The 25,195-nt window shown below is 62.7% G+C and carries 20 protein-coding genes; 11 read left to right on the forward strand and 9 right to left on the reverse strand.

The features are described from left to right. Window positions 1-217: 217 nt before the first annotated feature. The gene (locus DNK59_RS01425) at window positions 218-2,515 is read right to left on the reverse strand and encodes an autotransporter outer membrane beta-barrel domain-containing protein (RefSeq protein WP_110722048.1); all 2,298 of its coding nucleotides are present in this window, start codon (window positions 2,513-2,515) and stop codon (window positions 218-220) included. 319 nt (window positions 2,516-2,834) lie between these two features. Next, complete coding sequence (locus DNK59_RS01430) at window positions 2,835-3,683, reverse strand: alpha/beta hydrolase (RefSeq protein WP_110722240.1); 849 nt, start codon at window positions 3,681-3,683, stop codon at window positions 2,835-2,837. A 331-nt stretch (window positions 3,684-4,014) separates the two neighbouring features. Between DNK59_RS01430 and DNK59_RS01435 the strand changes: the two genes are divergently transcribed. The 3 genes from DNK59_RS01435 (at window position 4,015) to DNK59_RS01445 (ending at window position 5,969) form a co-directional block, all read left to right on the forward strand. Beyond that, window positions 4,015-4,899, forward strand: a complete 885-nt coding sequence (locus DNK59_RS01435; RefSeq protein WP_158288737.1) for a M24 family metallopeptidase — start codon at window positions 4,015-4,017, stop codon at window positions 4,897-4,899. A gap of 264 nt (window positions 4,900-5,163) precedes the next feature. Further along, the gene (locus DNK59_RS01440) at window positions 5,164-5,442 is read left to right on the forward strand and encodes a hypothetical protein (protein WP_092310826.1); all 279 of its coding nucleotides are present in this window, start codon (window positions 5,164-5,166) and stop codon (window positions 5,440-5,442) included. Between the two features lie 5 nt (window positions 5,443-5,447). Continuing rightward, window positions 5,448-5,969 (forward strand): AlpA family transcriptional regulator, encoded by a 522-nt coding sequence (locus DNK59_RS01445; RefSeq protein WP_092310829.1) that lies wholly within the window; start codon window positions 5,448-5,450, stop codon window positions 5,967-5,969. Between the two features lie 11 nt (window positions 5,970-5,980). On the opposite strand, the gene treR is transcribed toward DNK59_RS01445, so the two are convergent. Next, window positions 5,981-6,685, reverse strand: coding sequence for a trehalose operon repressor (gene treR, locus DNK59_RS01450; protein ID WP_092310832.1), 705 nt, complete (start codon window positions 6,683-6,685; stop codon window positions 5,981-5,983). Window positions 6,686-6,915: 230 nt separating this feature from the next. Here treR and treP point away from each other — a divergent pair, with 230 nt between their 5' ends. The 7 genes from treP to tadA all read left to right on the forward strand — a co-directional run bounded on the left by treP (window position 6,916) and on the right by tadA (window position 16,329). Further along, window positions 6,916-8,358 (forward strand): PTS system trehalose-specific EIIBC component, encoded by a 1,443-nt coding sequence (gene treP, locus DNK59_RS01455; protein ID WP_092310834.1) that lies wholly within the window; start codon window positions 6,916-6,918, stop codon window positions 8,356-8,358. Between the two features lie 60 nt (window positions 8,359-8,418). Continuing rightward, on the forward strand, window positions 8,419-10,065 hold the full coding sequence (treC, locus tag DNK59_RS01460) for an alpha,alpha-phosphotrehalase (RefSeq protein ID WP_110722050.1): 1,647 nt from the start codon (window positions 8,419-8,421) through the stop codon (window positions 10,063-10,065). 89 nt (window positions 10,066-10,154) lie between these two features. Continuing rightward, on the forward strand, window positions 10,155-11,378 hold the full coding sequence (locus tag DNK59_RS01465; protein WP_110722051.1) for a carbohydrate porin: 1,224 nt from the start codon (window positions 10,155-10,157) through the stop codon (window positions 11,376-11,378). Window positions 11,379-11,438: 60 nt separating this feature from the next. Continuing rightward, entirely contained in the window at window positions 11,439-13,967 is a 2,529-nt protein-coding gene (gene ptsP / locus DNK59_RS01470; protein WP_110722052.1) for a phosphoenolpyruvate--protein phosphotransferase, read from the forward strand. 2 nt (window positions 13,968-13,969) lie between these two features. Next, window positions 13,970-14,260, forward strand: coding sequence for a PTS transporter subunit EIIB (locus DNK59_RS01475; RefSeq protein WP_110722053.1), 291 nt, complete (start codon window positions 13,970-13,972; stop codon window positions 14,258-14,260). Between the two features lie 204 nt (window positions 14,261-14,464). Further along, window positions 14,465-15,841: a multicopper oxidase family protein gene (locus tag DNK59_RS01480; protein WP_110722054.1), complete on the forward strand. Its 1,377-nt coding sequence runs from the start codon at window positions 14,465-14,467 to the stop codon at window positions 15,839-15,841. Further along, the gene (gene tadA, locus DNK59_RS01485; protein ID WP_092310846.1) at window positions 15,841-16,329 is read left to right on the forward strand and encodes a tRNA adenosine(34) deaminase TadA; all 489 of its coding nucleotides are present in this window, start codon (window positions 15,841-15,843) and stop codon (window positions 16,327-16,329) included. The genes DNK59_RS01480 and tadA overlap by 1 nt, the downstream gene beginning before the upstream one ends. Window positions 16,330-16,490: 161 nt before the next feature. Here the strand turns inward: tadA and cmoB are convergent, their stop codons facing one another. The 5 genes from cmoB to lon form a co-directional block, all read right to left on the reverse strand. Next, the gene (cmoB, locus tag DNK59_RS01490; RefSeq protein ID WP_110722055.1) at window positions 16,491-17,447 is read right to left on the reverse strand and encodes a tRNA 5-methoxyuridine(34)/uridine 5-oxyacetic acid(34) synthase CmoB; all 957 of its coding nucleotides are present in this window, start codon (window positions 17,445-17,447) and stop codon (window positions 16,491-16,493) included. After that, complete coding sequence (gene cmoA / locus DNK59_RS01495; RefSeq protein WP_060840854.1) at window positions 17,444-18,187, reverse strand: carboxy-S-adenosyl-L-methionine synthase CmoA; 744 nt, start codon at window positions 18,185-18,187, stop codon at window positions 17,444-17,446. Before cmoA ends, cmoB begins: the two co-directional genes overlap by 4 nt. A 171-nt stretch (window positions 18,188-18,358) precedes the next feature. Continuing rightward, the gene (locus DNK59_RS01500; protein WP_110722056.1) at window positions 18,359-18,994 is read right to left on the reverse strand and encodes a lysoplasmalogenase; all 636 of its coding nucleotides are present in this window, start codon (window positions 18,992-18,994) and stop codon (window positions 18,359-18,361) included. A gap of 1 nt (window position 18,995) precedes the next feature. Then, the gene (locus DNK59_RS01505; protein ID WP_110722057.1) at window positions 18,996-19,388 is read right to left on the reverse strand and encodes a protease inhibitor I42 family protein; all 393 of its coding nucleotides are present in this window, start codon (window positions 19,386-19,388) and stop codon (window positions 18,996-18,998) included. A gap of 156 nt (window positions 19,389-19,544) precedes the next feature. After that, window positions 19,545-21,965: an endopeptidase La gene (gene lon / locus DNK59_RS01510; RefSeq protein ID WP_110722058.1), complete on the reverse strand. Its 2,421-nt coding sequence runs from the start codon at window positions 21,963-21,965 to the stop codon at window positions 19,545-19,547. Between the two features lie 401 nt (window positions 21,966-22,366). On the opposite strand from lon, the gene DNK59_RS01515 reads away from it, so the two are divergent. Further along, complete coding sequence (locus tag DNK59_RS01515; protein ID WP_110722059.1) at window positions 22,367-24,709, forward strand: bifunctional diguanylate cyclase/phosphodiesterase; 2,343 nt, start codon at window positions 22,367-22,369, stop codon at window positions 24,707-24,709. A 42-nt stretch (window positions 24,710-24,751) separates the two neighbouring features. Here DNK59_RS01515 and DNK59_RS01520 read toward each other — a convergent pair whose 3' ends face one another. Further along, on the reverse strand, window positions 24,752-25,183 hold the full coding sequence (locus DNK59_RS01520) for a hypothetical protein (RefSeq protein WP_092310862.1): 432 nt from the start codon (window positions 25,181-25,183) through the stop codon (window positions 24,752-24,754). Window positions 25,184-25,195 lie beyond the last annotated feature (12 nt).

Here is a 25,195-nt window from a genome sequence, read left to right on the forward strand (position 1 = left end):
ACTTTTCCTAAGATGAAAATCGGAATAACTAAGGGGCGTAGTTTGGTGGCCATCTCTATTGGCACTGATTGGAAACTGGAGCGCTCTGATGAAGTCTATGGTCACAGTGGTATTCAGTTAGGCAGGTGAGATCGCCAGACGCTCAGGTGTTTCACCGTCAGCCTCAAACAACAAAACCCGCCAATGCGGGTTTTGTTGTTTGAGGCGAAGGCGTTGATCAGAAGTCGTAACGCACGTTCGCACTGAAGGTGTCGGCGTCGAAACCATTGCTGGTCAAGTAGTTGTATGTGCCTCCCACGCTCCACGCGCCCACTCGGTAGTTCGCGCCCACGCCTAGCTCGTAGCTGTCGCGCGCCGGTGTGGCGCCTCGAGTGGTGAATGGGGTGCCGCCGAGCACGAAGGTGGAGGTGGTGCCGACCTTGTCGCCGATGAAGTCATGCCATGCCATCAGCTTGGCTTCCGGTTCCAGGCTGCCCACGCCTACGTCAAACGCGGCCGCCAGGCGAGCACCCAGGCCCATTTCGCCGATTTCATAGCGCTGGCTGCCTACGTTGAGGGCGACTGAGCTACCTTTTTCACGATACGAATCCATCGATACATTGGCATAGCGCGCACCAATCTGTGGTTCCAGCAGCCACTGCTTGTCGAGCTGGAACGTGTAGCCTGCCAGTGCGTTGACGCCGAAGATCTCGCTGTCGTAGTCGGCCTTGGCCCGTGTACCGGCGATATAGCGTTTGGATTCGTTTTCGTTCCAGCCATACATCAGCGAGGTGTCGACAAAGAAGTTGTCACGGGCCCAGTTGCCGTACAGGGTCAGCGCATGGCCGCTGACGTCGGTTTTGTTGCCCAGGTCGGATTTGACGTCGCTGGTCAGGTAGCTGTAAGCCAGGCCCACGGTGGTATCGGCGTTGAGCTTGCCGTCGGCACCCACGGCTATGCCGTTGGTGTTGGCGTCGTAGCCGTCGATGCCGTGACGACTGTCCTGCTCGGCATCGCTGGACAGCGCTTGTATCCATACGCCTTTTTCTGCAAGGACGTCACCGGAGGACAGTCCGCTGCGAGCTTTGCTTGCGCGGCGATTGATGGCGCTCGTGACCAAATTTTGGCTGTTGGTGGCAGCGTTGATCACCCCACGGTGGACATCTGGGATTAGGGTTTCGGCAAGTTTGGCCAACTCTTCACGGGTGGCGGCGTTGGCGAAACGCTGGAATACCGGGTCGCTTTCGTCCATTTGGCCCATGATCGTGTTCTTGAACGGCTTGATAGCGTTCACCGCATTGCGCGAACCACGGGCACCTAGCAGATCTTGCGTGATCACCTCATCATTGCGGGTGGCAACCAGTGCTTTCACGTCCTGGCCTTCAATACCGAAGTTCTTCACCTCAAGCAGTGCCGAGGAGGAAACCACGGACAGGTTCTGCGGATCTTCCCAAGTGCCAGAGTTGATGAGGGTGTAGCGGGTGCCCTGGGCCGATGTGCGGAAGTCGTCGGAGCGAGCCTGCAGTTCGATCTGGCTGCCTGGAAAGAAGAAGGTATTGCCGGTGACTTTCAAGATCGGCGTGTTGGGCAGCGTGTTGTTATCCAGCAGCAGGCGCAAGCGAGCAGTTTCGCTATCCATGTCGAGGTCGCCCACAATCGTGGTCTGCGGGCGGAGCAGAGTTAGGCGGCCACCGTCGATATCGACGAAACTGGCGCGGATGGTCGAGCCATCGAACATCGCGTTTCCTCGCACCAGCACGCTACTCAGGCCCAGCAGGTCACCCTTTACTTGCCCCCCTTGCCAGTAAAAATACGAAGGCGATGCATTGTCGTTCGCTAGAATTGCTGCGGTACCGCCTTGGATCAGGCCACCTGTCTGCGTGATGGTGAAGAGGTTAACGCCGCTGGATGTGTCGAGGCTTACAAAGTGGATGCCTACCCCTTCGGCTGAGATAGTCCCGCTATTGTTGACATTAGTCTTGATGGGAGTGCCCGTGCCTTGACCGGTAAAGCGGGCGTTTTCAATCTCAATACCTGCAGAGTCGGTGCCGTTAGCGGTGATAGTGCCCGAGTTATTGATGCGCGCCAGGGCCGAGGTGATCATCATGCCATTGGCATCCTCGCCAGTTACCGTGATGTTGCCGTTGTTGCTGACTTCACCAGTGATATTCGTCAGATACAGATCCAGCCCCATGGCACCAGTGCCGCTCACCGTAATATCACCATGATTGACCAGACCGCCAGCAACGGTGGAGCTACGGATCATGGCGATGGCGGACGGTATGTCACTGGGGTTCGCGGCCGTCAGGTTGATTGTGCCCTGATTGACCAAGCTACCCGCCAGCGTCACGTTGGTTAGCTTCACTCCCGCGTTCTGAGATGTTCCGCTAAAGGTGGCGTTGTTGAAAACATCGCCGGAGCTGACGTATGGGCCGGCGCTTAGGTCGTAGTTCAGGTCAGGTGCGGCATGGACTGTGGCAGTGGCAGTCGCGACGGACAGCGCCAACAACGAGCGGCGCAGGTGTGAAATGTTCAAGGCAGTATCCTTACAGGGCAGAAACTGACAGGGGAAAACGTGCGCGTCAGCGTCTGTTTTTCGGCATCCCTGCCAGCTTGTCAGTGATGTTCTGATTCAAGCGCGCCCGAATTTACACGATGCTGGTTGGGAAATTCATCACGAAAATAGTTGATGCCGAAAAAAGCATAAAAATGCGAAGTTTCAGTTTTTTCTGAAGCTTTACTGGATTATTCAGCAGTAATCGAAACTTTAGAGTCGCTATTGCGATCGCCTGCGGGTCAGGTACTAAATGTAAGGACATCTTCGGATGTTTTAAGCGGAAGTGCCTGTACTTAATCTAAGGATTCTCATGTGCCATCGGAGTTTTGCTCCATCGACTCCATGTCGCTTCCCATCCTCTGTCGTGGCTTGCTTCTGGTATATGAACGCACTGGGAGAGGGGCGAACCAAGCGCCTCTTGGTACTTATCAGCTAAATTACCCGGAATGATCAAGTCAGCGTCTCCGATGAAATGACGCTGGGGTAATAAGGCGAGTCGATTGCGGTAGTCCAGCGGCTCCAATGATCCGTCGAGTGGCGACAGCCCTTTCATCGCGGCCCACATACGTGGACTGAGATTGCCGGCTATGGTTTGCACTTGGGTAACATCGTTGCGCTGCACCGCTAACAATAATGCGAGAGTAGCGCCCCCAGAATACCCCACTAGCTCGAACTCACTGTTGCCATATCGCTGTTTTAATTGGTCCAGCGCCTGATTGAGACGGTCGAGTACTTCCTGAGAAAATCGTCGATGGGTCCAGAGTGTTGTTTGACACGCTGTGACCATGACGAACTGACAGGGGCGTGCGAGGTACACGTTCGGCGTCGGATCGTCGACCGCCAGCCGTGGCACCAACAGATTGTGCGGGCTCGGATCCAGGCTGGGTTGAGTGGTCGTCGCCCAGGAATGCCCATCGCCTTCCAGATAGATACGCAGGCGAGTTGTTTTTTCTGCACTACGCGGCACAAGGATGAAGAGTGGAAAGGCCTGTCCCGGCAGGACCTCCCATTGTCGATCGTGTTCTTGAGCCAGTCGTTGCAGCGTCTCGCGTGGCGATTGGCAGGCCATGAGAAGTACGCTGACAACCACCCAGCAGGCTTTATGAAGGCGGGCCAATGTCCGACGGCAGGGAGAGCCTTTACTCATCATCTGTCGTAATACGCCATTGGCAATGGTGGCATCGGCAAGTTGTTTATCCGTCATGGTGTTTTCTATGGTCCTGGATGATTTTTTGTCTGGAGGCCATTATTTAACGGCTGAAATTTTCTAGTCGATAATGGAGCCGGGATGATCTCTCAGTGGACTGCCCTCCGGTGGCGTAGACATCTCCAGTCCATGTCTCACGTTAGTTAGTCTTGGTTGAAATGGACGAGTAAGTTCTGGCCCGTTAATAAGGCTCCTGATCGCAAGATCAGGGGCCATTTTGTTAAGGGAATTAGGCGGCCCAATGAGGCCGTCATCGTATAGGGATGTTGAGATGAGTGTGTTTGGTAAGTTGCTGCGAACCTTGGGCCTGTCGGCAGAAGCGTCTGAACTGCCGAGCGAGACGGCGCAGCCATTGTCGCGTTTTGATCGTTTTGCCGCGGACAATCGCGAAGCTTTTGCGCTGATCGGCGCCTTGCCGGAGCAGGAGATTGTGGCTGAAGAGCGGCGCCTTGCTACCGAGGTGACGGACATTCTGCTGTCGCTCAAGCCACTCATGGTGGAAGGAGTGTCGCGCCTGGAGATTCAGGAACATGTGCTGCAGCAGCTTGATAGCCGGCAGTTACTGCCGGCGCTGGTGGGCTACAAGGGATACCCCGCAGCCGTTCCTGTCTCGGTGAATGCGGAGCTGATCAGTTGCCTGCCTTCGGAGAAACTCTTGCCGGCCAGTGCGTTGGTCAAGGTCGAGGTCGTGGTGTCATCGCGCAAGGGGTATGGGGCGCAGTCCTGGACTTTTGCCACGCCCGACGCCAGCACAGAACAACGGCGTTTGCTGAGCGCTGCCAAGGAGGCTCTGGAGCAGGGCTTGCGACAGATGCGCGGTGGTGAGTCGCTGGGGGCCATCGGCAGCGCGATCCAGGAGGTACTGGACGCCCAGGGCTTCAGTGCAGTGGTTGAATACTGCGGTTATGGCATGGGCAGGCAGCGGATCCAGGCGCCTCAGGTATTGGGGTACCGTGTTGCGGGACGTTCCGAACCCATGGTGGCCGGTCAGGTATTGAATGTTCAGGTGTTGGCCAAGGCCGGAAACCCACATGTCCGGGTGATGCCCAATGGCTGGAATGTGGTCGCTCACGATCGGTGCGACGCAGTGGTGGTCAGTGCCATGGCCCGAGTGACGGAAGAGGGGGCTGAGCGTCTCAGCCGGTTTGTCGACTGAAGTCTCTGCGCTGCAAGACAAATGGCGATCGCACCATGGGTGGATCGCCATTTGTATGTCCAGGTGTTGGAAAACCCGGTTTTTTCGCGCTCGCGCAATACCGGGAAAGACATTGCCCCGTCCAGCCTCCGGGGCGCCGTGTACCTTTGAAGTCGCCCCCTACTGTTTTGTCCTTGCAGCGAATGATCGCTGAGTGGCATTGATCGGATTGTATTGGGTTGTCAGTTGACAACCTTGTGCTCCTGACGATACTGGAGGCTACGGATGGCTCGTGCAATTCATCCCAAGAAGGACATTGAAATGGCCCTGCGCTACGCCGAATGGCAGGGCTGGCGTATCGAGGTTGGTGGTGGTCATGCCTGGGGCCGGATCTACTGCCCGTACAACAACGAAGTGTGTCGCTGTGGCGAGTTCTGCATCACCAGTGTCTGGCGTACGCCGAAGAACCCGACCCAGCACGCCCGGGCGCTATGCCGGGTGATCGACAACTGCACCGTGAACCAGCTGCGTGGGGCCAAGGCACCGGCAGCCCGTCAGGAGTAAGCACCATGGAATACCTGTTCACCCTCAACTACCTGCTGCCGCTGGAGGGCTGTGATCCGCTGCAACTGGTGGAGCGCCTCGGTGCGGCGGGCTGCACCGACGTCCTGGTCGGCACCGGCCTGGCCGGGCGCCTGGCCCTGGAGTTCAGCCGCGAGGCCGAGAGCGCCGAGGCGGCGCTGCTCAGTGCCTTGGGGGATATCAAGCACATCATTCCCGAGGCGCGGCTGGTGGAGGCCAGCCCGGATTTCGTCGGCCTCAGCGAGATCGCCGAGATCGTCGGCGTGTCACGGCAGAACATGCGCAAGCTGATGCTCGGTCACGCCGATAGTTTCCCCCTGGCGATCCATGAGGGCAGCACCTCGTTGTGGCATCTGGCGGAGGTTCTGAGCTGGCTGGACAGCAAGGGCGGCTACCCTCTCAAGCACCCGGTGATCGAGGTGGCGCGGGTGGCGCAGCAGGTGAATGCCGCCAAGGAGTCCAAGCGCATCGGCCCCCTCAGCGGTGAGCTGGTGGCCTTGCTGGGCTGACGGGGCAGGGCTTAGCGCCGGGCCACGTCGGAGAAGTAGAACTTGTCCAGGGTGTGCCGTGATTCGGTGTATTCGAACTGCCGTCCGTCCTGGAGAAAGGTCTGGTTGCTCACCACGATCACGTGGCTCTGGCCGTCCAGGTCGAGCAACTGCTGGTCGTCCTTGCTCCGTGGGCTGGCCTCGATGGTGCGCTGGGCATAGCTGATGTTCAGTTGCAGGGTTTGTTCGATGTAGGCGTAGATCGAATGCTCGGCGATCTGCCGGTCCAGCCCCGGAATCAGCTCGGCGACAAAATGGTTGATGTCGAGAATCACCCGCTTGCCGTCTATTCGTCGCACGCGTTTGATCCGCGTGATCAGGCTGCCTTCTTCCGCCTGCAGATGGTTGCGCAGCGCGCCTTGCAGGGGGAACTGGCTGAACTCCACCACCTCGGTGCTGACGTCATCCCCCAGGCGCGGATAGGTTTCCTGGAAGCTGACGATGCCGCCCAGCTGGAATTCGATGGGATTGGGCGAGAGCACGAAGGTGCCCTTGCCATGGATCTTCTGCGCGAAACCGCGCTCCTGCAGCAATTCGATGGCCTTGCGCACGGTGCCACGGCTGGCTTGGTAGCTGTCCATCAGTTCGCTTTCCGAAGGCAGGCGGGCGCCGCGCTCCAGGCGTTCGGTGGTGATGCTGGCAAGCAGATCACTGTAGATCTGGTTGTATTTGCTCATGGGATGGCTCTGTGCCGGACTGTGCTCAAGGCAGGCACCTTAAGGGCTGGACGGGGCATTTGTCCATGCGCCCGGATCAGGCTTCCCCTGGCGGAAACAGCCCGGCGCAGGGCGCTGGCGGAAGAAAATTCCAAACTCGTCTGTACGAGTTGTTGATTTAACTCGTACAGACGAGTAATTTGCCCCTCGGCGTGCTGCCAATAACAAAAATCTCAGGTGGAAGAACAAGCATGAGCCACGACTATTCAACGATCGCCAGCGAGTTGCTGCACAGCCTCGGTGGTGCCGACAATCTCGAACAGGCGGCCCACTGCGTGACCCGCCTGCGCCTGGCCCTCAAGGACCCGAGCCTGGTCGACAGCGCCACCCTCAACCAGATCGACCTGGTCAAGGGCTCGTTTTTCACCGGTGGCTTGTTTCAGGTGGTGATCGGTCCCGGCGAGGTGGAAAAGGTCTATGCGGCCTTGCGCCAGCAGACCGGTCTGGCGGCCTCGACCATTGCCGATGTGAAGGACAAGGGCGCACAGAAGACCCACGCCATGCAGCGTCTGGTGCGGGTGTTCTCCGATGTGTTCATGCCGATCCTGCCGGCGCTGATCATCGCCGGCCTGCTGATGGGGGTGAACAACCTGCTGGGGGCCAAGGGCATGTTCATCGAAGGCAAGACCCTGCTTGAGGCCTACCCGGGTCTCGACGGGCTCTGGAGCCTGATCAACCTGATGGCCAATACCTCCTTCGTGTTCCTCCCGGCCCTGGTGGGCTGGTCGGCGGCCAAGCGCTTTGGTGGCAGCGAGATCCTCGGCATCGTCCTGGGCCTGATGCTGGTCCACCCCGACCTGCTCAACGCCTGGAACTACGGCAAGGCGGTGGCCGGACTGGATGGCCAGAGCCTGCCGTACTTCGACATCTTCGGTCTGTTCCGAATCGAGAAGGTCGGCTACCAGGGGCAGATCCTGCCGATCCTGCTGGCGGCCTATGTGATGAGCGTGATCGAAAAATGGCTGCGGGCCCGAGTGCCCAACGCCATCACCCTGCTGGTGGTGCCCATCACCACCATCGTGGTCACCGGCGTGCTGGCCCTGGCGATCATCGGTCCGGTGACCCGGCACCTGGGAATCCTCATCACCGAAGGCGTGGTCACCCTGTTCGAGCTGGCGCCCATGCTCGGCGGCGCGATCTTCGGCCTGCTCTATGCGCCGCTGGTGATCACCGGCATGCACCACATGTTCCTGGCGGTCGACCTGCAACTGATTGCCACCCAGGGCGGCACCTTCATCTGGCCGATGATCGTCATGTCCAACCTGGCCCAAGGCAGCGCGGCCCTGGCGGTGTTCACCATGAGCCGCAACGCCCGTGACCGCAGCATGGCCTCGACCTCGGCGATTTCCGCCTACTTCGGCATCACCGAACCGGCGATGTTCGGGGTCAACCTGCGCTACAAGTTTCCCTTCTATGCCGCGCTGATCGGCTCGGCCCTGGGCAGCGTGTTCCTGTCGCTGAACAAGGTCCAGGCCTCGGCCATCGGCGTCGGCGGGCTGCCGGGGTTCATCTCGATCATTCCCCAGTACATCCCGATGTTTGTCATCGGCATGGTCATCGCCCTGGTGGTGCCTTTTGTCCTCACCTGCGGCCTGAGCCTGAAGATCATCCGCCCCGGCTACCGAGTGGCCTGACCGGGCCTGCATGCGCCGGCTCGCCGGCGAACGCCCTCGCACTTTCCAAAGGATTCCCCCATGCAAGACTGGCAGCGATCGGTGATCTACCAGATCTATCCGAAGAGTTTTCACAGCCATCAAGGACAGCCCACCGGCGACCTGCTGGGCGTGGTGGACAAGCTCGACTACCTGCACTGGCTGGGGGTCGACTGCCTGTGGCTGACGCCGTTCCTGCGTTCGCCGCAACGGGACAACGGCTATGACATCAGCGACTACTACGCCATCGATCCCAGCTACGGCAGCATGGCTGACTGCGAGTTGCTGATCGCCGAAGCCGGCAAGCGCGGGATCAAGCTGATGCTGGATATCGTGGTCAACCACACCTCCATCGAGCACGCCTGGTTCCAGCAGGCCCGCAGCAGCCTGGACAACCCCTATCGGGATTTCTACATCTGGCGCGATGAGCCCAACAACTGGGAATCCAAGTTCGGCGGCTCCGCCTGGGAGTACGAGGCCCAGACCGGGCAGTACTACCTGCACCTGTTCGATCACACCCAGGCCGACCTCAACTGGGACAACCCCCAGGTGCGCGCCGAAGTGTTCAAGATGATGCGCTTCTGGCGCGACAAGGGTGTCGGCGGCTTCCGCCTCGACGTGATCAACCTGATCTCCAAGCCGGCGGATTTCCCCGAGGATCAGAGTGACGGCCGTCGCTTCTACACCGACGGCCCCAACGTCCACCCGTACCTGCAGGAGATGCACCGGGAAGTGTTCGCCGGCCACGATCTGGTGAATGTCGGCGAAATGTCCTCCACGTGCCTGGAACACTGCATCCGCTATTCCCATCCGGAGTCGAAGGAGCTGTCGATGACCTTCAACTTCCATCACCTGAAGGTCGACTACCCCAATCAGCAGAAGTGGCTGCGGGCCGATTTCGACTTCCTCGAACTCAAGCGCATCCTCTCCGATTGGCAAACCGGCATGCAGGCCGGCGGCGGCTGGAATGCGCTGTTTTGGTGTAACCACGACCAGCCACGGGTGGTTTCGCGCTTTGGCGATGACGGCGAGCATCGGGTGGTGTCGGCGAAGATGCTCGCCACCGCGCTGCACCTGCTCCAGGGCACGCCTTTCGTCTACCAGGGCGAAGAGCTGGGCATGACCAATCCGCATTTCGAGCGCATCGAGCAGTACCGCGACGTCGAGACCCTGAACATCTACCGCCTCAAACACGAGGCCGGTGAAGATCCGCAGGCCATCATGGCGGCGATCCAGCAGAAATCCCGGGACAACGGACGCACGCCGATGCAGTGGGATGCCGGGGTCAATGCCGGTTTCAGCAGCGCCGAGCCCTGGATCGGGATACCGGCCAACGCTGGCCAGATCAATGTCGCAACCCAGATCGACGACCAGGATTCGGTACTGCATCACTATCGTCGGCTGATCGCCTTGCGCCGCGAGGAGGCGCTGATCCAGCACGGCCTCTATCGCCAGTTGCTGCCCGAGCATCTGCAAGTCTGGGCCTATGTGCGCGAGGGCGAGGGCGAGCGCCTGCTGGTGGTGAACAACTTCTACGGCACGCCGTGCTCGGTCCAATTGCCGGAAGCGGTCATCGACGCCGGCATGCAACAGCGTCTGCTTATCAGCAACTACCCGGACCACGAACCGCGCAGCCAGCACTTGCACCTGCGGCCTTACGAATCCTTCGTCCTGCACCTGACCCTGTAGCAGCCGGCTTGCCGGCGAACCGGGCCAGGGCAGCTTTCTGGCCCGGCGCCTACGAATTCGAACAACACAATAAAAATAATGGGTGGCTTATGAGAACAACAATGAATCGCGCTCTGGCGGCGTCTTGCCTGTGCCTGGCCTTGCCCTATCCGGCCCTGGCCCTGGAGTTTGCCGGCTACCTGCGCAGCGGCCTGGGCACCTCGGTCAACAGTGGCCCGCAGTCGTGCTTCCAGTTGCCCGGCGCACAGTCCAAATACCGCCTGGGCAACGAGTGCGAGCAGTACGCCGAGCTGGAGCTGCGTCAGGACCTGTACACCCTGGACGACGGCTCGGTGCTCAGCGTCGACGGCATGGCCTCGCTCTACAACCGCTATGATCGCAACCTGAGCTTCCAGGGCGAAAACGGTTCGGCGCGGATGCCGCAGATGTACGCCCAGTGGTCGAACCTGCCCAGCCTCAATGGCGGCTCGCTGTGGGCCGGGCGCCGTTACTACAAGCGTAACGACATTCATATTTCCGACTTCTATTACTGGAACCAGAGCGCCACTGGCGGCGGGATCGAGGACGTGCGCATTGGCGATCTGAAATACAGCTACGCCTTCTCCCGCAAGGACAACCTCTATCAGAAGCAGGCGGTGAGCCGTCATGACTTCAACGTCGCCGGCTTCCAGACCAATCCCGGCGGTGAGCTGGAACTGGGCCTGAGCTACCTGGAAAAGCCCGATCGCCGGGGCGCCCACAATGGCTGGGCGATCACCACCCAGCACGTGCAGAAGGACTTTCTCGGCGGCAAGAACAAACTCGCCTTGCAATACGGCGAAGGCCCCGGCACCGGCTTGGGCTACACCGGCAACCCGTACCTGGATGACAGCAACAAGAGCTATCGCCTGGTGGAGTTCTTCGACTGGCAGCTGACCCCGCGCTTCGGCGGTCAGGTGGAGGCGGTCTATCAGAAGGACATCCGCCCTGACGGCCAGGATCAGAACTGGATCTCGTTGGGCGTGCGTCCGGCCTACGCCATCACCGAGCAGTTCAAGCTGGTGACCGAGTTCGGCCACGATCAGGTGGAAGCGCCCGGGGGCACCCGCAAACTCAGCAAGTTCACCTTCGCGCCCACCTGGTCACCCAAGGGCCCGGACTTCTGGGCCCGGCCGGAGGTGCGCCTGTACTACACCTATGCCAGTTGGAACGAGGCCGCCAAGCGTGCGGCCAATGAACTGGCGGCCGGTTCCGCGCTGTCCGACAGCGGCGTGTTCGGCAGCGCCCGGCACGGCGCGAACGTCGGCTTGCAGGTCGAGTACTGGTGGAAATAAGCGATGCTGTCGGGGCTCGCGCTCCATCGGCACTTCAAGGAATCAACAGCAGGTGACGTCATGGCCATAACCCAACCCTTGCAATTGCTCGCGCCCCTGTCCGGGGTGCTGCTGCCCCTGGAGCAGGTTCCGGACCCGGTGTTTTCCAGCCGGGTGATCGGTGACGGGCTGTGCATCGACCCGACTTCCCAGACCCTCTGCGCACCGCTGTCCGGGGTGGTCAGCAACCTGCAGCGCAGCGGCCACGCGCTGAGTATCACCGGCGAACAGGGCCAGCAGGTGCTGATGCACATCGGGCTGGACACGGTGAACCTGGCAGGCAAGGGCTTCACCTGCCTGATCGAGGAGGGGCAGCAGGTCACGGCCGGCCAGCCGCTGATCGAGTTCGACGCCGACTACCTGGCCCTGCATGCCCGCAGCCTGCTGACCCTGATGCTGGTGGTCAGTGGCGAGGCGGTGACCGGGCTGGTCAGCGACCGCCTGCTGGTGGAAACAGGGCAGCCGGTGTTGCGGCTCGATCCTGCCGCCGCAGCCGCGCAAACCTCGGAGGCCGCAGGGCAGGCGCTGTTTTCCCAACCGCTGATCCTCGGCAACCCCCAGGGCCTGCATGCGCGCCCGGCGGCGCTGCTGGCCCAAGCCGCCAAGGGCTTTGCCGCGAACATCTGCCTGCATCGGCGCGAGGACTCGGCCAATGCCAAGTCCCTGGTGTCGATCATGGCGTTGCAGACCGTGCAGGGCGATGCCTTGCAGGTCAGCGCCGTGGGCGCGGATGCCGAGCAGGCGATCCAGGCGCTGGTGGAGCTGCTGGCGTCCGGTTGTGGCGAAAAGATCAGCGCTGCGGCAAGCCCCGAGCCGCGGGTCGCGATGGAGGAACCACTGGATCCGCTGTGGCGAGGCGTTTGCGCGTCTCCGGGTTCGGCATTCGGTCAGGTGCTGCAGGTAGCCGAGCAGCGCCTGCAGATACGCGAAGCGGCAACCAGCCCGCAGCAGGAGCGCGAGTCTCTGCAACAGGCTCTGAGCCAGGCCCGGGAGGCTCTACAGCTGCTGCGGGACAGCGCCAGCGGTGACGCGCAGCAGGAGATCTTCCGGGCTCATCAGGAGCTGCTCGACGACCCGAGCCTGCTGGAGCAAGCCCACGCCCTGATCGCCACTGGCAAGAGCGCGGCCTTTGCCTGGAACAGCGCCATCGAAGTCACCGCCGAGTTGTTCAAGGGCCTGGGCAGCAGCCTGCTGGCCGAGCGCGCGGTGGATCTGGCGGATGTCGGCCAACGGGTGCTCAAGCTGCTGCTCGGGGTGCAGGAGCAAGCCCTGAATCTGCCGGATCAGGCGATCCTGATTGCCGAGCAACTGACCCCGTCGCAGACCGCGAGCCTGGACACGGCCAAGGTGCTGGGTTTTGTCACCGTTGGCGGCGGCGCCACCAGCCATGTGGCGATTCTGGCCCGGGCCCTGGGCCTGCCGGCGATCTGCGGCGTGTCACCTCGGGTGCTATCGCTGGCCAATGGCACCCGGGTCCTGCTGGATGCCGATCGCGGCGAACTGCATACGGACCCGGATCCGCAGCGGGTGCAGCAATTGCAGGCCCTGCGTCAGCAGCAACGCCAGCGCCAGCAGCAGGACCTGGCCCAGGCCGCGCATCCGGCGGTGACCCGTGACGGTCATCACTTGGAGGTAACGGCCAACATTGCCTCCCTGGCGGAGGCCGAGCAGGCCATGAGCCTGGGTGGCGAAGGCGTCGGCCTGTTGCGTTCGGAGTTCCTCTACCAGGACCGCAGCCAGGCCCCGAGCCCCGAGGAACAGGCCGAAACCTATCGGGCCATCGCCCAGGCCCTGGGGCCGACGCGCAATCTGGTGGTGCGGACCCTGGACGTGGGTGGCGACAAGCCCCTGGCCTATGTGCCCATGGACCGCGAAGCCAACCCCTTTCTCGGCCTGCGCGGCATCCGTCTGTGCCTGGCGCGTCCCGAACTGCTGCGCGAGCAGTTGCGGGCGATGCTCGCCTGCGCCGGGCAGACCCGCCTGCACATCATGTTGCCGATGGTCAGCCAGCTGGCGGAGCTGCGTCAGGCGCGCCAATTGCTCGATGACGAGGTCCAGGCCCTGGGCCTCGCGGAGCGGCCCAAGCTGGGGATCATGATCGAAGTGCCTTCGGCGGCCTTGATGGCGGATCGTTTTGCTCAGGAGGTGGATTTCTTCTCCATTGGCACCAACGACCTGACTCAGTACACCCTGGCCATGGACCGCGATCATCCGCGTCTGGCCGGCCAGGCCGACAGCTTTCACCCGGCGGTGCTGCGCCTGATCGCCCGCACGGTGCAGGCCGCCCACGCCCACGGCAAGTGGGTCGGCGTTTGCGGTGCGCTGGCTTCCGAGCCCCTGGCGGTGCCGCTGTTGCTGGGCCTGGGGGTGGATGAACTGTCGGTGAGCGTGCCGTTGATCCCGGCCATCAAGGCCCGGGTGCGGGAGCTGGACCTGAACCAGTGCCAGGCCCTGGCCGCCCGGATCATCGATCTGGAAGACGCCGCTCAGGTGCGTGAATGCCTGCAACGACAGCCCATCGCCGCCGACTCACTGGTTCTGGAGAACTGAAGATGTTCGAGAAATTGCAACGGGCGTTCTGGAAGGCCCTGACTCCAGACTTGATCCCTGATCAGCCGAAGGCCCCCAAGGCCAGCGCCAGCCCGCTCAATGCCGCGATGCTGCAGGCCTTGGGCGGCAGCGCCAACATCAAGCACCAGCAACCCCTGGCCCTGACCCGCTTGCGCCTGGAACTGCACGACCCACAGTTGCTCGATGCCAGCGCCCTGCGAATGGCCGGGGTGCCGGCGGTGATGCCTCTGGCCGGTGGCGTGGTGCATCTGCTGCTGGGCTTGCAGGGCTAAAGGGGCTTTTTCGCCGGCAAGCCGGTTCCTGCCAGAGCGATGCAAGCGCCGGTAGGCGCTGGCTTGCCGGCGAACAGGCCCGTTGCCAACGCTGCCGCCTGCGTCCGGTCGCCGCGCCGGCCTTACTGTTTCTCAACTGCGGGTGTATCGTATTCGCCTTTTGCGGGCCTGGGCCCGCCGCGGATACGTGAGGTAGTTGAGTCCATGTCCTTTACCCGTCGACAAATACTCGGTGGTCTGGCCGGTCTGGTAGTGGTGGGCGTGGGAGCGGACGGTGCCTCGCGTTACTGGCTGGGAAAGAGGGCCGACGCCGAAGCGGGCCACGACTATGAGCTGATCGCCGCGCCGCTGGATGTGGAACTGGTGCCGGGGCACAAGACCGAGGCTTGGGCCTTCGGTCCTTCGGCGCCGGGCACCGAGCTGCGGGTGCGTCAGGGCGAGTGGCTGCGGGTGCGCTTCATCAACCACTTGCCGGTGGCCACCACCATCCATTGGCACGGCATCCGCCTGCCCCTGGAAATGGACGGCGTGCCTTACGTCTCGCAACTGCCGGTGCTGCCGGGGGAATACTTCGACTACAAGTTCCGCGTGCCGGATGCCGGCAGCTACTGGTATCACCCCCACGTCAATAGCAGCGAGGAACTGGGCCGCGGCCTGGTGGGCCCGCTGATCGTCGAAGAGCGCGAGCCCACCGGCTTCCAGTACGAACGCACCCTGAGCTTGAAAAGCTGGCACGTGGATGAAGAGGGCGCATTCACGCCCTTCAGCGTCCCGCGGGAAGCGGCGCGGGGCGGCACCGCCGGGCGCCTGTCCACCATCAACGGCGTGTCCCAGGCAGTGATCGACCTGCCGGCGGGGCAGATCACCCGGGTGCGCCTGCTCAACCTCGATAACACCCTGACCTATCGCATCAACATTCCCGATGTCGAAGCGCAGATCTATGCGCTGGATGGCAACCCCATCGAGCCGCGTCCCTTGGGCAAGGAATACTGGCTGGGCCCGGGCATGCGTATCTGCCTGGCGATCAAGGCGCCGGCGGCGGGGCAGGAACTGGCCCTGCGCAACGGGCCGGTGCGCCTGGGTACTTTGCGTTCGGTGGCTAACAACGACGCGCCGACCCAGTGGCCGCCAGCCCTGCCGGCCAACCCGGTGGCCGAGCCGGATCTCGACAACGCCGAGAAGCTCAACTTCAATTTCGAGTGGGTTGGCTCGGTCTCGGTGAACGTGGACAATGGCCAGCCGCCGAGCCTGTGGCAGATCAACGGCCAGGCCTGGGACATCACCGACAAGACCTGCGCCGACCGCCCGATTGCCACCTTGAAAAAGGGCAAGAGCTACATTTTCGAATTGAAGAACATGACTCAGTACCAACACCCGATCCACTTGCACGGCATGAGCTTCAAGGTCATTGCCTCGAACCGCAAGAAGATCACTCCCTACTTCACCGACACCTACCTGCTGGGCAAGAACGAGCGTGCCCGCGTGGCGCTGGTGGCGGATAACCCTGGGGTCTGGATGTTCCACTGCCACGTGATCGACCACATGGAAACCGGCCTGATGGCCGCCATCGAGGTGGCGTGATGCGTCAGATACGCCCGGCGGCGATCATCGACCGTAGCCGCGACCAGGACTTCATGCGCGAAGCCCTGGCCCTGGCCGCCCAGGGCGCGGCCCTGGGGGAAGTGCCGGTGGGCGCGGTGCTGGTATTGGATGGCCAGATCATCGGCCGCGGTTACAACTGCCCGATCAGCGGCAGCGACCCCAGCGCCCACGCCGAGATGGTGGCGATCCGTGCGGCGGCCCAGGCGGTGAGCAATTACCGGCTGCCCGGCAGCACCCTGTACGTGACCCTGGAACCTTGCAGCATGTGCGCCGGTTTGATCGTCCACTCGCGTATTGCCCGGGTGGTGTACGGCGCCCTGGAACCCAAGGCGGGCATCGTGCAGAGCCAGGGCCAGTTCTTCACCCAGGGGTTTCTCAATCATCGGGTGCTGTACGAGGGCGGGGTGCTGGCCGAAGAGTGCGGCACGGTGTTGAGCGAATTCTTCAAGGCGCGTCGCGCGCGCTGATCGCAAACGCGTCTGTGGTTTTCGCGAGCAAGCTCGCTCCTACCAAAACCGTAGGAGCCGGCTTGCCGGCGAACAGGCCCTTGAGCCTTGTGTCGCTCTGGCGGGCGCCTTCGCTGGCAAGCGGAACGCCGCCCGGCCAGCTCCTACGGGCGAGGGCGGGGTTATTTTCTGGCGACAATTACTGCGCGCATCGGCGCCGGCAAGCCTTCGATGGTCTTGCTGTGATCGTTGGGGTCGAGGAAGTCGCTCAGGGACTGGTACTTCATCCACTCGGTGCTTCGCTGTTCCTCGACGCTGGTCACGCTGACATCCACGCAACGCACATCGCTGAACCCGGCGCGCCGCAGCCACAGCTCCAGGGCCGGCACCGAGGGCAGGAACCACACGTTGCGCATCTGCGCATAGCGGTCTTCCGGCACCAGCACCTGATGCTGATCGCCTTCCACCACCAGGGTTTCCAGCACCAGTTCGCCGCCCTTGACCAGGCAGTCCTTGAGCGCCAGCAGATGCTCGATAGGCGAACGCCGGTGGTAGAACACCCCCATGGAAAACACCGTGTCGAAGCCTTCCAGGTTGGCCGGCAGGTCTTCGAAGGGGAACGGCAGATGCCACACCGAGGGCTCTGACAGGTAGCGCTGCACCGCCTGGAACTGGCAGAAGAACAGCCAGTTGGGGTCCACGCCGATCACGCTGTGGGCGCCCGCGCCGAGCATGCGCCACATGTAGTAGCCATTGCCGCAGCCGACATCGAGGATGCGTTTGCCTTCAAGGTTCAGGTGCGGCGCGACCCGCGACCATTTCCAGTCCGAGCGCCATTCGGTGTCCACGTGCACGCCGAACAGATCGAAGGGCCCCTTGCGCCAGGGCGACAGGCCCATCAGCGCGCTGCGCATCTGCGCCCGAGTGGCGTCGTCGCAGTTGGTGTCCAGGCGCAGGCCGTTGACCAGGTCGACTTCGCTGGGCTGGATCTTCGGCAACGCGTCCAGGGCGCTCTGCCAGCGTTCAAGGTCGCCATGGCCCTTTTCCATCTTGGCATCGAGCTGGGCTTGCAGACCGGCGGCCCAGGCGGCCAGGGGCGTGCCCGCCAGACGGTGGGCGAGGGGGGACAGATCAATCATGGCAGGGCAATCAACGAGGCAAAGTTAAGACACTGGAACCACGGCACGACTTTCGAGAACCCGGCGGCCAGCAGGCGTTCGCGGTGTTCTTCGAGGCTGTCGGGCTTCATGACGTTTTCGATGGCGCTGCGCTTCTGGGCAATTTCCAGTTCGCTGTAGCCGTTGGCGCGCTTGAAGGCGATGTGCAGGTCGGTGAGTAGAGCGTGTTCCTCGGCATCGTTGAAGCGCAGCTTCTCCGAGAGGATCAGCGCACCGCCGGGCAGCAACGACTGGCGGATGCGCCCGAGCAAGGCCAGGCGCTGCTCCGGGGCGATGAACTGCAGGGTGAAGTTCAGCGCCACCACCGAGGCCGGCTGGAACTCCAGGGCCAGGATGTCGCCTTCGACCACCTGCACCGGCAGCAGCTCCTGGAACATCGAATCCTGGCCGTTGAGGTATTCCCGGCAGCGCTCGACCATGGCCGCCGAATTGTCCACGGCGATCACCCGGCAACCGTCCGTGCGTACATGGCGGCGCAGGGCCTGGGTCACCGCGCCGAGGGACGCGCCCAAGTCATAGAGCACGCTGTTGGGCTGGGCGAATTGCGCCGCCAGCACCCCGAGGTTCTCGACAATGGTCGGGTAACCCGGCACCGAGCGCTTGATCATGTCCGGGAACACCCGCACCACATCCTCGTTGAAGGCGAAGTCGGGCACCTGGGCCAGGGGCTGGGCGAATAGGCGGTCGGGTTCTTTGCTCACGGCGGTTCCGGCGATGGCGATAAAAAAGAGGGCGGCATTGTAGCCGCTGCCGCAGGCTGCGATAAGGCCTGCGGGACCTTCAGGGGGGCAAGGGCGACACAAGGTGTGATGCTGTTCGCCGGCAAGCCGGCTCCTACAGATTGTCGGGGCCGGCCTGCCGATGAAGGCGGGTCAGCGCGGCTTCTGGCTGAATGCCGAGGCGGCGATGCCCCACTGGCCCAGCCAGTAGAAAATGATGATCAGGTAGGGCGCGGCATCGAAGGCCAGCACGAAGCGGCTGATACCGATCAGGCTGTCGGAGAAGGCGAAGCTCAGGGCCCCCGCCGCGGCCAGCGCCGCCGAGCGTTTGGGCACCGCTGAACCGAGGCGCGCCAGGGCCCGCCAGAGCATGGCGCTGATGGTCAGGGCGTAGACGATCACCGGGACCAGCAACGGGCCCAGGCCGTGGTCGATCAGGATCGCCAGCAACACCCCGCCGATGACCAGGGCCACCGCCAGCGGTAACAGCGCCGGGCGTCGGCAGTCGCTGAGGTAAGCCTTGAGGTAGGCCAGGTGGGCCACCAGGAAGGCCCCGAGGCCGAACACGAACAGGTCCGAAGGCCAGGCCAGCAGCACGTCACCCAGCACCGAGAACAGCAGGCCGAAGATGATCCAGCGGCGGTAGTCTCCGGACGGCGCATCGTGCAGCCAGCCCAGCAGGGCCAGTACCGGCAGCGGCTTGACCAGCAGGCACAGCAGCGTGGCATGCACGCTGACCCCGTAGATGAAGGTGGCGGCGCCCATCAGGGCCAGGATCAGCCAGCCCATGTCAGTTCACCGTGATCGAGCAGTCGAAGGTTTTCACTGGCGCCTCTTCCGGAGCCCAGGGTTGCTGGTAGGTCAGCAACAGCCGGCCCTGGCCCGTGGCGAAGGCCTGGAAGCGCCAGGTCGACTGTCCGCCGCTGCCCACCAGCCCGGTGTCCTCGGGATTGCTGTAGACCTCGGGACTGACCTTGCGCAGGACGCCGCCAGCCGAATCCTGGATCGCCCAGCGATAGCCGGTGGTGGGGTTGCTGGGCAGGGTCAGGGTCAGGGTTTGCCCGGTGTGCAGTTGCAGTGGGCATTGGTTTTGGTTGTCCACGCTGACGTTTTGCTTGGGTTGGCTGGCGCAGGCGCCAAGCAGGGCGAGGCTGAGCAGGGCGAGCAGGCGGGGTACGGACATGGGTCAGGAAGCTCCGATCATTCATGACGAACGGCGAGCATAACTGAAGATCACGGGCTATGTGGGAGAGGGGGCTGGAGGTTGGCGGTTATGGCCTGTTCGCCGGCAAGCCGGCTCCTACGCTTGTTTCGTGTAGGAGCCAGCCGGCGAAGGACGTTAGAACAGCACTTTGGCCACGTCGGCAAAACGCTTGGCGAAGTGCACGGTGAGGCCTTCCTTGAGGTAGTCCGGCAGTTCTTCGAAATGCCCGCGGTTGGGTTCCGGCAGGATCAGCTCAAAGATCTTCTGCCGCCGTGCCGCGATGACTTTCTCCCGCACCCCGCCAATGGGCAGCACGTGCCCGGTGAGGGTCAGCTCGCCGGTCATGGCCACGCCTTTTTTCGGCGGCTGGTTGCGCGCCAGGGACAGCAGGGCGCTGGCCATGGTCACTCCGGCACTCGGGCCGTCCTTGGGCGTGGCGCCTTCCGGTACGTGCAGGTGGACGAAGGCTTCGTCGAAGAACTTGCTGTCGCCGCCGAACTGCTTGAGGTGCGAGCTGACGTAGCTGTAGGCGATCTCCGCCGACTCCTTCATCACGTCACCCAATTGCCCGGTGAGCTTGAAGCCGCGGTTGTGGGTGTGGATCCGCGTGGCCTCGATCGGCAAGGTGGCGCCGCCCATGCTGGTCCAGGCCAGGCCGGTGATGACCCCGGTGCCGCTCAGGACCTGTTCGTTGCGGAACACCGGCATGCCCAGGGAGGCTTCCAGGTCCTTGGGGCCGATCTTGATCGTGGCGTCCGGCTGGTCCAGCAGCTTGACCACCGCCTTGCGCACCAGCTTGCCCAGCTGTTTCTCCAGCTGGCGCACCCCGGCTTCCCGGGCATAGCCGTCGATCACCGTGCGCAGGGCACTGTCGCTGATGCTCAGGCTGGTCTTGGCCACGCCGGCCTTTTCCAACTGCTTGGGCCACAGGTGACGCTTGGCGATGGCCAGTTTTTCTTCGGTGATGTAGCCCGACAGGCGAATCACTTCCATCCGGTCCAGCAGCGGACCGGGAATCGAATCCAGGGTGTTGGCGGTGCACACGAACAGCACCTTGGACAGGTCCATGCGCAGGTCCAGGTAATGGTCGAGGAAGTCGACGTTCTGCTCCGGATCGAGGGTTTCCAGCAGTGCCGAGGCCGGGTCGCCCTGGTAGCTCTGGCCCATCTTGTCGATCTCGTCGAGCATGATCACCGGGTTCATCACCTCCACTTCCTTGAGGGCCTGCACCAGCTTGCCCGGCTGGGCGCCGATGTAGGTGCGGCGGTGGCCCTTGATCTCGGCTTCGTCGCGCATGCCGCCGACACTGAAGCGGTAGAACGGCCGCCCCAGGGATTCGGCAATGGACTTGCCGACGCTGGTCTTGCCCACGCCCGGCGGTCCCACCAGCAGCACGATGGAGCCGCTGATCTCACCCTTGTAGGCACCCACCGCGAGGAATTCGAGGATGCGGTTCTTGATGTCGTCGAGCCCTGCATGGTGCTGGTCCAGAACCTTGCGCGCGTGCTTGAGGTCGAGCTTGTCCTCGCCGTACACGCCCCAGGGCAGGGCCGTGGCCCATTCCAGGTAGTTGCGGGTCACGGCGTATTCTGGGGAGCCGGTTTCGAGGATCGACAGCTTGTTCATTTCCTCGGTGATGCGTTTCTGCGCCTGGGGCGGCAGTACCTTGCCAGCCAGGCGTTGCTCGAACTGTTCCAGGTCGGCGCTGCGGTCGTCCTTGGTCAGCCCCAGCTCCTGCTGGATCACCTTGAGCTGTTCCTTGAGGAAGAACTCGCGCTGGTGCTCGCCGATCTTGCGGTTGACCTCGGCGGAAATCTCTTTCTGCAGCCGTGCCACTTCGACTTCCTTGCGCAGCATCGGCAGGACTTTTTCCATGCGCTTGAGCATGGGCGCGCAGTCCAGCACCTCCTGCAACTCGTTGCCGGTGGCGGAGGTCAGGGCGGCGGCGAAGTCGGTCAGGGGCGACGGATCGTTGGGGCTGAAGCGGTTGAGGTAATTCTTCAGCTCTTCGCTGTACAGCGGATTGAGCGGCAGCAGTTCCTTGATCGCATTGATCAGCGCCATGCCGTAGGCCTTGACCTCGTCGGTGGGCTCGCTGGGCTGGTGCGGGTATTCGACTTCCACCAGATACGGTGGCCGATGGTGCTTGAGCCAGGTGCGGATACGCACCCGGGTCAGCCCCTGGGCGACAAATTGCAGCTTGCCGTTCTCGCGGCTGGCGTGATGGACCTTGACCAGGGTGCCGTACTCCGGCAGGGCGCTAGTGTCGAAGTGCCGCGGATCATCCTGGGGCGTGTCCATGAAAAACAGGGCCAGGGAGTGGTGATCGGACTTGCTCACCAGTTCCAGGGTTTCGGCCCAGGGTTCGTCATTCACGATCACCGGCAGCACTTGTGCCGGAAAGAACGGCCGATTGTGGATCGGGATGATGTAGACCTTGTCCGGCAGGCTCTGTCCGGGCAGGGCCAGGCCAGTGCCGTGGGCACTCGATTGTTCGGTATTTTCCGGATCGACGTAGTCGCGGGGATCTTCGGGAAATTCTTGCTGGTCGCTCATGGAGGCTCCTGCGCGATGGGCTATGCAGGTTAGATGGGGCAGGTCATGACGGGTTTCAATGGGCAACAGGTTTCAGCTTTTTTCCGGTCGGGGGAAAACCCGCCGCAGGCTTCGTCCAGCCGTACCGAGGGGGAACTGCAGATGCACTTGCACACTCTGACGGAGATCGATTGTCAATAAAATGACTGTCTAATCACCGTTTTTATTGCGTGATCTTCTGCAATTTGCGGATTAATCTGAACGACCGGAATGTCGGAACGATACTGGCATTTATTTGACGCACGCATTCAGCTTTTCAGAGGAATGGGTATGAAGAATGGACTTTTCAGCGCTCGGCGGTCGTCGCCCGCTGCACCAGGTTTCTGGCCCGAGGGGCGATCAGATTCGCTGAGCACGACCCTATGAGGTGGCGCCGAACCTTTCAGGCAAGGATTGTCGGGGTGCTGGCGCTGTTACTGTTGGTGCTGATCGGTGCGGTGTATTTCGCAGTCAAGACCGCGACCACCCAAGCGGTGGAAAAGCAGGCGCAGCAGCAATTGAAAATCGGCACCCGAGTCTTCGAGCGCTTGTTGGACTTGCGGGGGCGCACTCTGCAATACGGGGTCGACTGGCTGGTGGTGGACTCGGAGTTCCGCCGGGCCGTGCTCAGTGGCAAACCGGTGGATATTCTCGCGGCCCTGGCCCAGCACCGTGGCGGCATTCGTTCCAGCGAGATGTTCGTGCTCAGTCCCGAAGGCCGGGTCATCGCCAGTACCTTGCCGGCGGTGGCCCGGGACCGACCCTTCCCCTATGACCAGGCCCTGCGCCGAGCCTGGCGCCACGACACCCACATGCTGTTCGTCGCGATCCAAGGCCGTCCCTACCTGCTGGTTCAAGGGCAGGTGCAGGCTTCGTCGCCCCTGGCCCGGGTGGTCATGGGGTTTCCCATGGACGAGCTGTTTGCCCGGGAACTGCGCTCCATGAGCAACCTGGAAGTGTCGTTCCTGAGCGTTGACGCCCAGCGCCCTGGCGAGCTGTTCAGCACCCAGCCCGAATTTTTCTGGTCACCCATCATCAACGCCCTGAGCGATCCGCTGTGGCAGTCCCTGCCGCCGTTGAGCGAAGCCCATGGCCAGCGCTTTCTCAACCAGGCCCTGCAACTGGCCAATACCGGGGACTCCAGCGATCCGCGGGTCATGGTCTTGCTGCAAAGCCCCCTGGAGCAGGCACTGCAGGCCTTCGCGCCACTGGACCGGGAATTTCTGTGGATCGCCCTGGTGGCCCTGGTGATGTCCCTGGGCTGCGCACTGTTGATGGCCCGGCGGGTTTCGCGGCCGCTGGAGGACCTGGCCGAAGCCGCCCGGCGCATCGGCGCCGGCAACTATCTGGCCGCGGTCGCCATCAAGCGCAGCGATGAATTCGGGGTCCTGGCCGATGCCTTCAACGCCATGCAGAGCGCCATTGCCACCCGTGAGCGGCAACTGGCCCACAATGCCCTGCACGACCCCCTGACCGGTCTGCCCAATCGGACCCTGGCCATCGAACGCCTGGGCCAGGCCATCGCCGCCCGGCGCAAGGTGGTGCTGTTGTACCTGGGCATCGACAATTACCGGGCGATCCATGAGGGCTTCGGCAGTGAAGGGCTGGAGCAGATGATGGGCGAGCTCAGTCGGCGGCTGCGGGAAGTCCTGGCCCAGGGCGATACGGCCGCGCGGATCACCGCCAGCGAATTTCTCCTGCTGCTGGAAAACACCGAGCTCGATGGCGCCATTGCCGTGGCCGATCGCCTCCATGAGCTGTTGAGCCAGCCGCAACGGATCCATGGCGACGAGGTGCGGCGCCAGATCTGCATGGGCATGGCGCTGTACCCCGCCGATGGCCAGTCCGCCGAGGAGTTGATCAGCCGCGCGGCCATCGCCCGCCACGACGCCTCGCTCAACCCCGGCTACCTGCAGGTCTACCAGCAGGACCGTGACCTGGCCCACCAGCGGCAGATCAGCCTGATCCGCGATTTGCGCCGTGCCGCGGCCGAAGGCGAGCTGTTTTTGCTGTATCAGCCCAAGCTCGATCGGCACCGGGATGATCGGCACCAGGCCGAAGCCCTGCTGCGTTGGCAGCATCCGGTGTTCGGCGTGGTGTCGCCGGCAGAGTTCATTCCCCTGGCCGAGCGTACCGGCAGCATGCACAGCCTGACGTCCTGGGTCATCGAGGCCTGCATTGAGCAACTGGCCGAGTGGAATCGCCGGGCCTTGCCGGTGCGCCTGTCGTTGAACATCTCTGCCAGCGACCTGGAGGACGATGGCCTGGAAGTCCGGGTCAGCGAATGCCTGGAGCGCTACCAGGTGGCGGCCGAGCAACTGGTCTTTGAAATCACCGAGAGCGCCATCATGCGCGACCCGGAGCAGGCCCTGGCCGTGCTGCAGCGTTTGCGCGGCTGTGGCATCAGCCTGTCGGTGGACGATTTCGGCACCGGCTATTCATCCCTGGCCCAGTTGCAGCGTCTGCCGGTGCAGGAGTTGAAGATCGACCAGTCCTTTATCCGCAACCTGAACGAGACCAGCGGTGATGCGGTGATCGTGCGTTCCACCATAGAAATGAGCCACAAGCTGGGGCTCAAGGTGGTGGCCGAAGGGGTGGAGTTCGAGCACTGCCTGAGGCTGCTGGAAAGCTGGGGCTGCGACACGCTGCAGGGTTACCTGATCAGTCGGCCCCTGGCCACCGAGGCCTTCGAGCGCTGGATGTCGAGGGCGCGGGTGTCCAGCTGAGGGCGTTGGATGCCGGCTGCGGCCGGCATCCGGGGTGGGGGATCAGAGACGGGCCGACTCGGCCTTGGTCAGCAGGCTGTGCAATTCCGGCTCGATGCCTTCCTCGCTGAGGTTGTCCATGATCTCCAGGATGCAGGGCGCGTAGCGCTGCTCGATGGCGGCTTCCGCCCAGTCCAGCTCATAGATCGCCATGACCCGCACATCCAGGTACGGCGAGTCCGCCAGCAGGCGTTTCAACAAGGCGATGGCCGGAGGGGTGCGCAACTCGCCGAGGGAAACGGCGCAGCGGTGCTGCCAGTACTCGGGACGGGACAGCAGGGTTTCGCCAAGGCGTTGCCATTGTGCCGGGGTGAAGGCGTGGAGCACGCCCTTGGCCACCTGCTCGGTGGTGTATTCGTTCCAGTTGGCAGCTTCCGAGTCGCCGAACCAGTGGTGTAACCGATCAAACAATTCATCACGTTTATCCGTATTCATGATGTCTTTCTC

The sequence above is a fragment of the Pseudomonas sp. TKO26 genome (assembly GCF_003225665.1).
Taxonomy (GTDB): domain Bacteria; phylum Pseudomonadota; class Gammaproteobacteria; order Pseudomonadales; family Pseudomonadaceae; genus Aquipseudomonas; species Aquipseudomonas saponiphila.

Bases quoted from the DNA above. Each gene is read 5' to 3' on its own strand.
- DNK59_RS01500 (WP_110722056.1), bottom strand. From the start codon at position 18,994: ATGGGCTGGCTGATCCTGGCCCTGATGGGCGCCGCCACCTTCATCTAC.
- tadA (WP_092310846.1), top strand. From the start codon at position 15,841: ATGCGTCAGATACGCCCGGCGGCGATCATCGACCGTAGCCGCGACCAG.
- DNK59_RS01440 (WP_092310826.1), top strand. From the start codon at position 5,164: ATGGCTCGTGCAATTCATCCCAAGAAGGACATTGAAATGGCCCTGCGC.
- DNK59_RS01480 (WP_110722054.1), top strand. From the start codon at position 14,465: ATGTCCTTTACCCGTCGACAAATACTCGGTGGTCTGGCCGGTCTGGTA.
- cmoB (WP_110722055.1), bottom strand. From the start codon at position 17,447: ATGATTGATCTGTCCCCCCTCGCCCACCGTCTGGCGGGCACGCCCCTG.
- DNK59_RS01475 (WP_110722053.1), top strand. From the start codon at position 13,970: ATGTTCGAGAAATTGCAACGGGCGTTCTGGAAGGCCCTGACTCCAGAC.
- treP (WP_092310834.1), top strand. From the start codon at position 6,916: ATGAGCCACGACTATTCAACGATCGCCAGCGAGTTGCTGCACAGCCTC.
- DNK59_RS01505 (WP_110722057.1), bottom strand. From the start codon at position 19,388: ATGTCCGTACCCCGCCTGCTCGCCCTGCTCAGCCTCGCCCTGCTTGGC.
- ptsP (WP_110722052.1), top strand. From the start codon at position 11,439: ATGGCCATAACCCAACCCTTGCAATTGCTCGCGCCCCTGTCCGGGGTG.
- treR (WP_092310832.1), bottom strand. From the start codon at position 6,685: ATGAGCAAATACAACCAGATCTACAGTGATCTGCTTGCCAGCATCACC.
- DNK59_RS01445 (WP_092310829.1), top strand. From the start codon at position 5,448: ATGGAATACCTGTTCACCCTCAACTACCTGCTGCCGCTGGAGGGCTGT.
- lon (WP_110722058.1), bottom strand. From the start codon at position 21,965: ATGAGCGACCAGCAAGAATTTCCCGAAGATCCCCGCGACTACGTCGAT.
- DNK59_RS01435 (WP_158288737.1), top strand. From the start codon at position 4,015: ATGAGTGTGTTTGGTAAGTTGCTGCGAACCTTGGGCCTGTCGGCAGAA.
- DNK59_RS01520 (WP_092310862.1), bottom strand. From the start codon at position 25,183: ATGAATACGGATAAACGTGATGAATTGTTTGATCGGTTACACCACTGG.
- DNK59_RS01430 (WP_110722240.1), bottom strand. From the start codon at position 3,683: ATGAGTAAAGGCTCTCCCTGCCGTCGGACATTGGCCCGCCTTCATAAA.
- DNK59_RS01515 (WP_110722059.1), top strand. From the start codon at position 22,367: ATGAGGTGGCGCCGAACCTTTCAGGCAAGGATTGTCGGGGTGCTGGCG.
- treC (WP_110722050.1), top strand. From the start codon at position 8,419: ATGCAAGACTGGCAGCGATCGGTGATCTACCAGATCTATCCGAAGAGT.
- DNK59_RS01465 (WP_110722051.1), top strand. From the start codon at position 10,155: ATGAGAACAACAATGAATCGCGCTCTGGCGGCGTCTTGCCTGTGCCTG.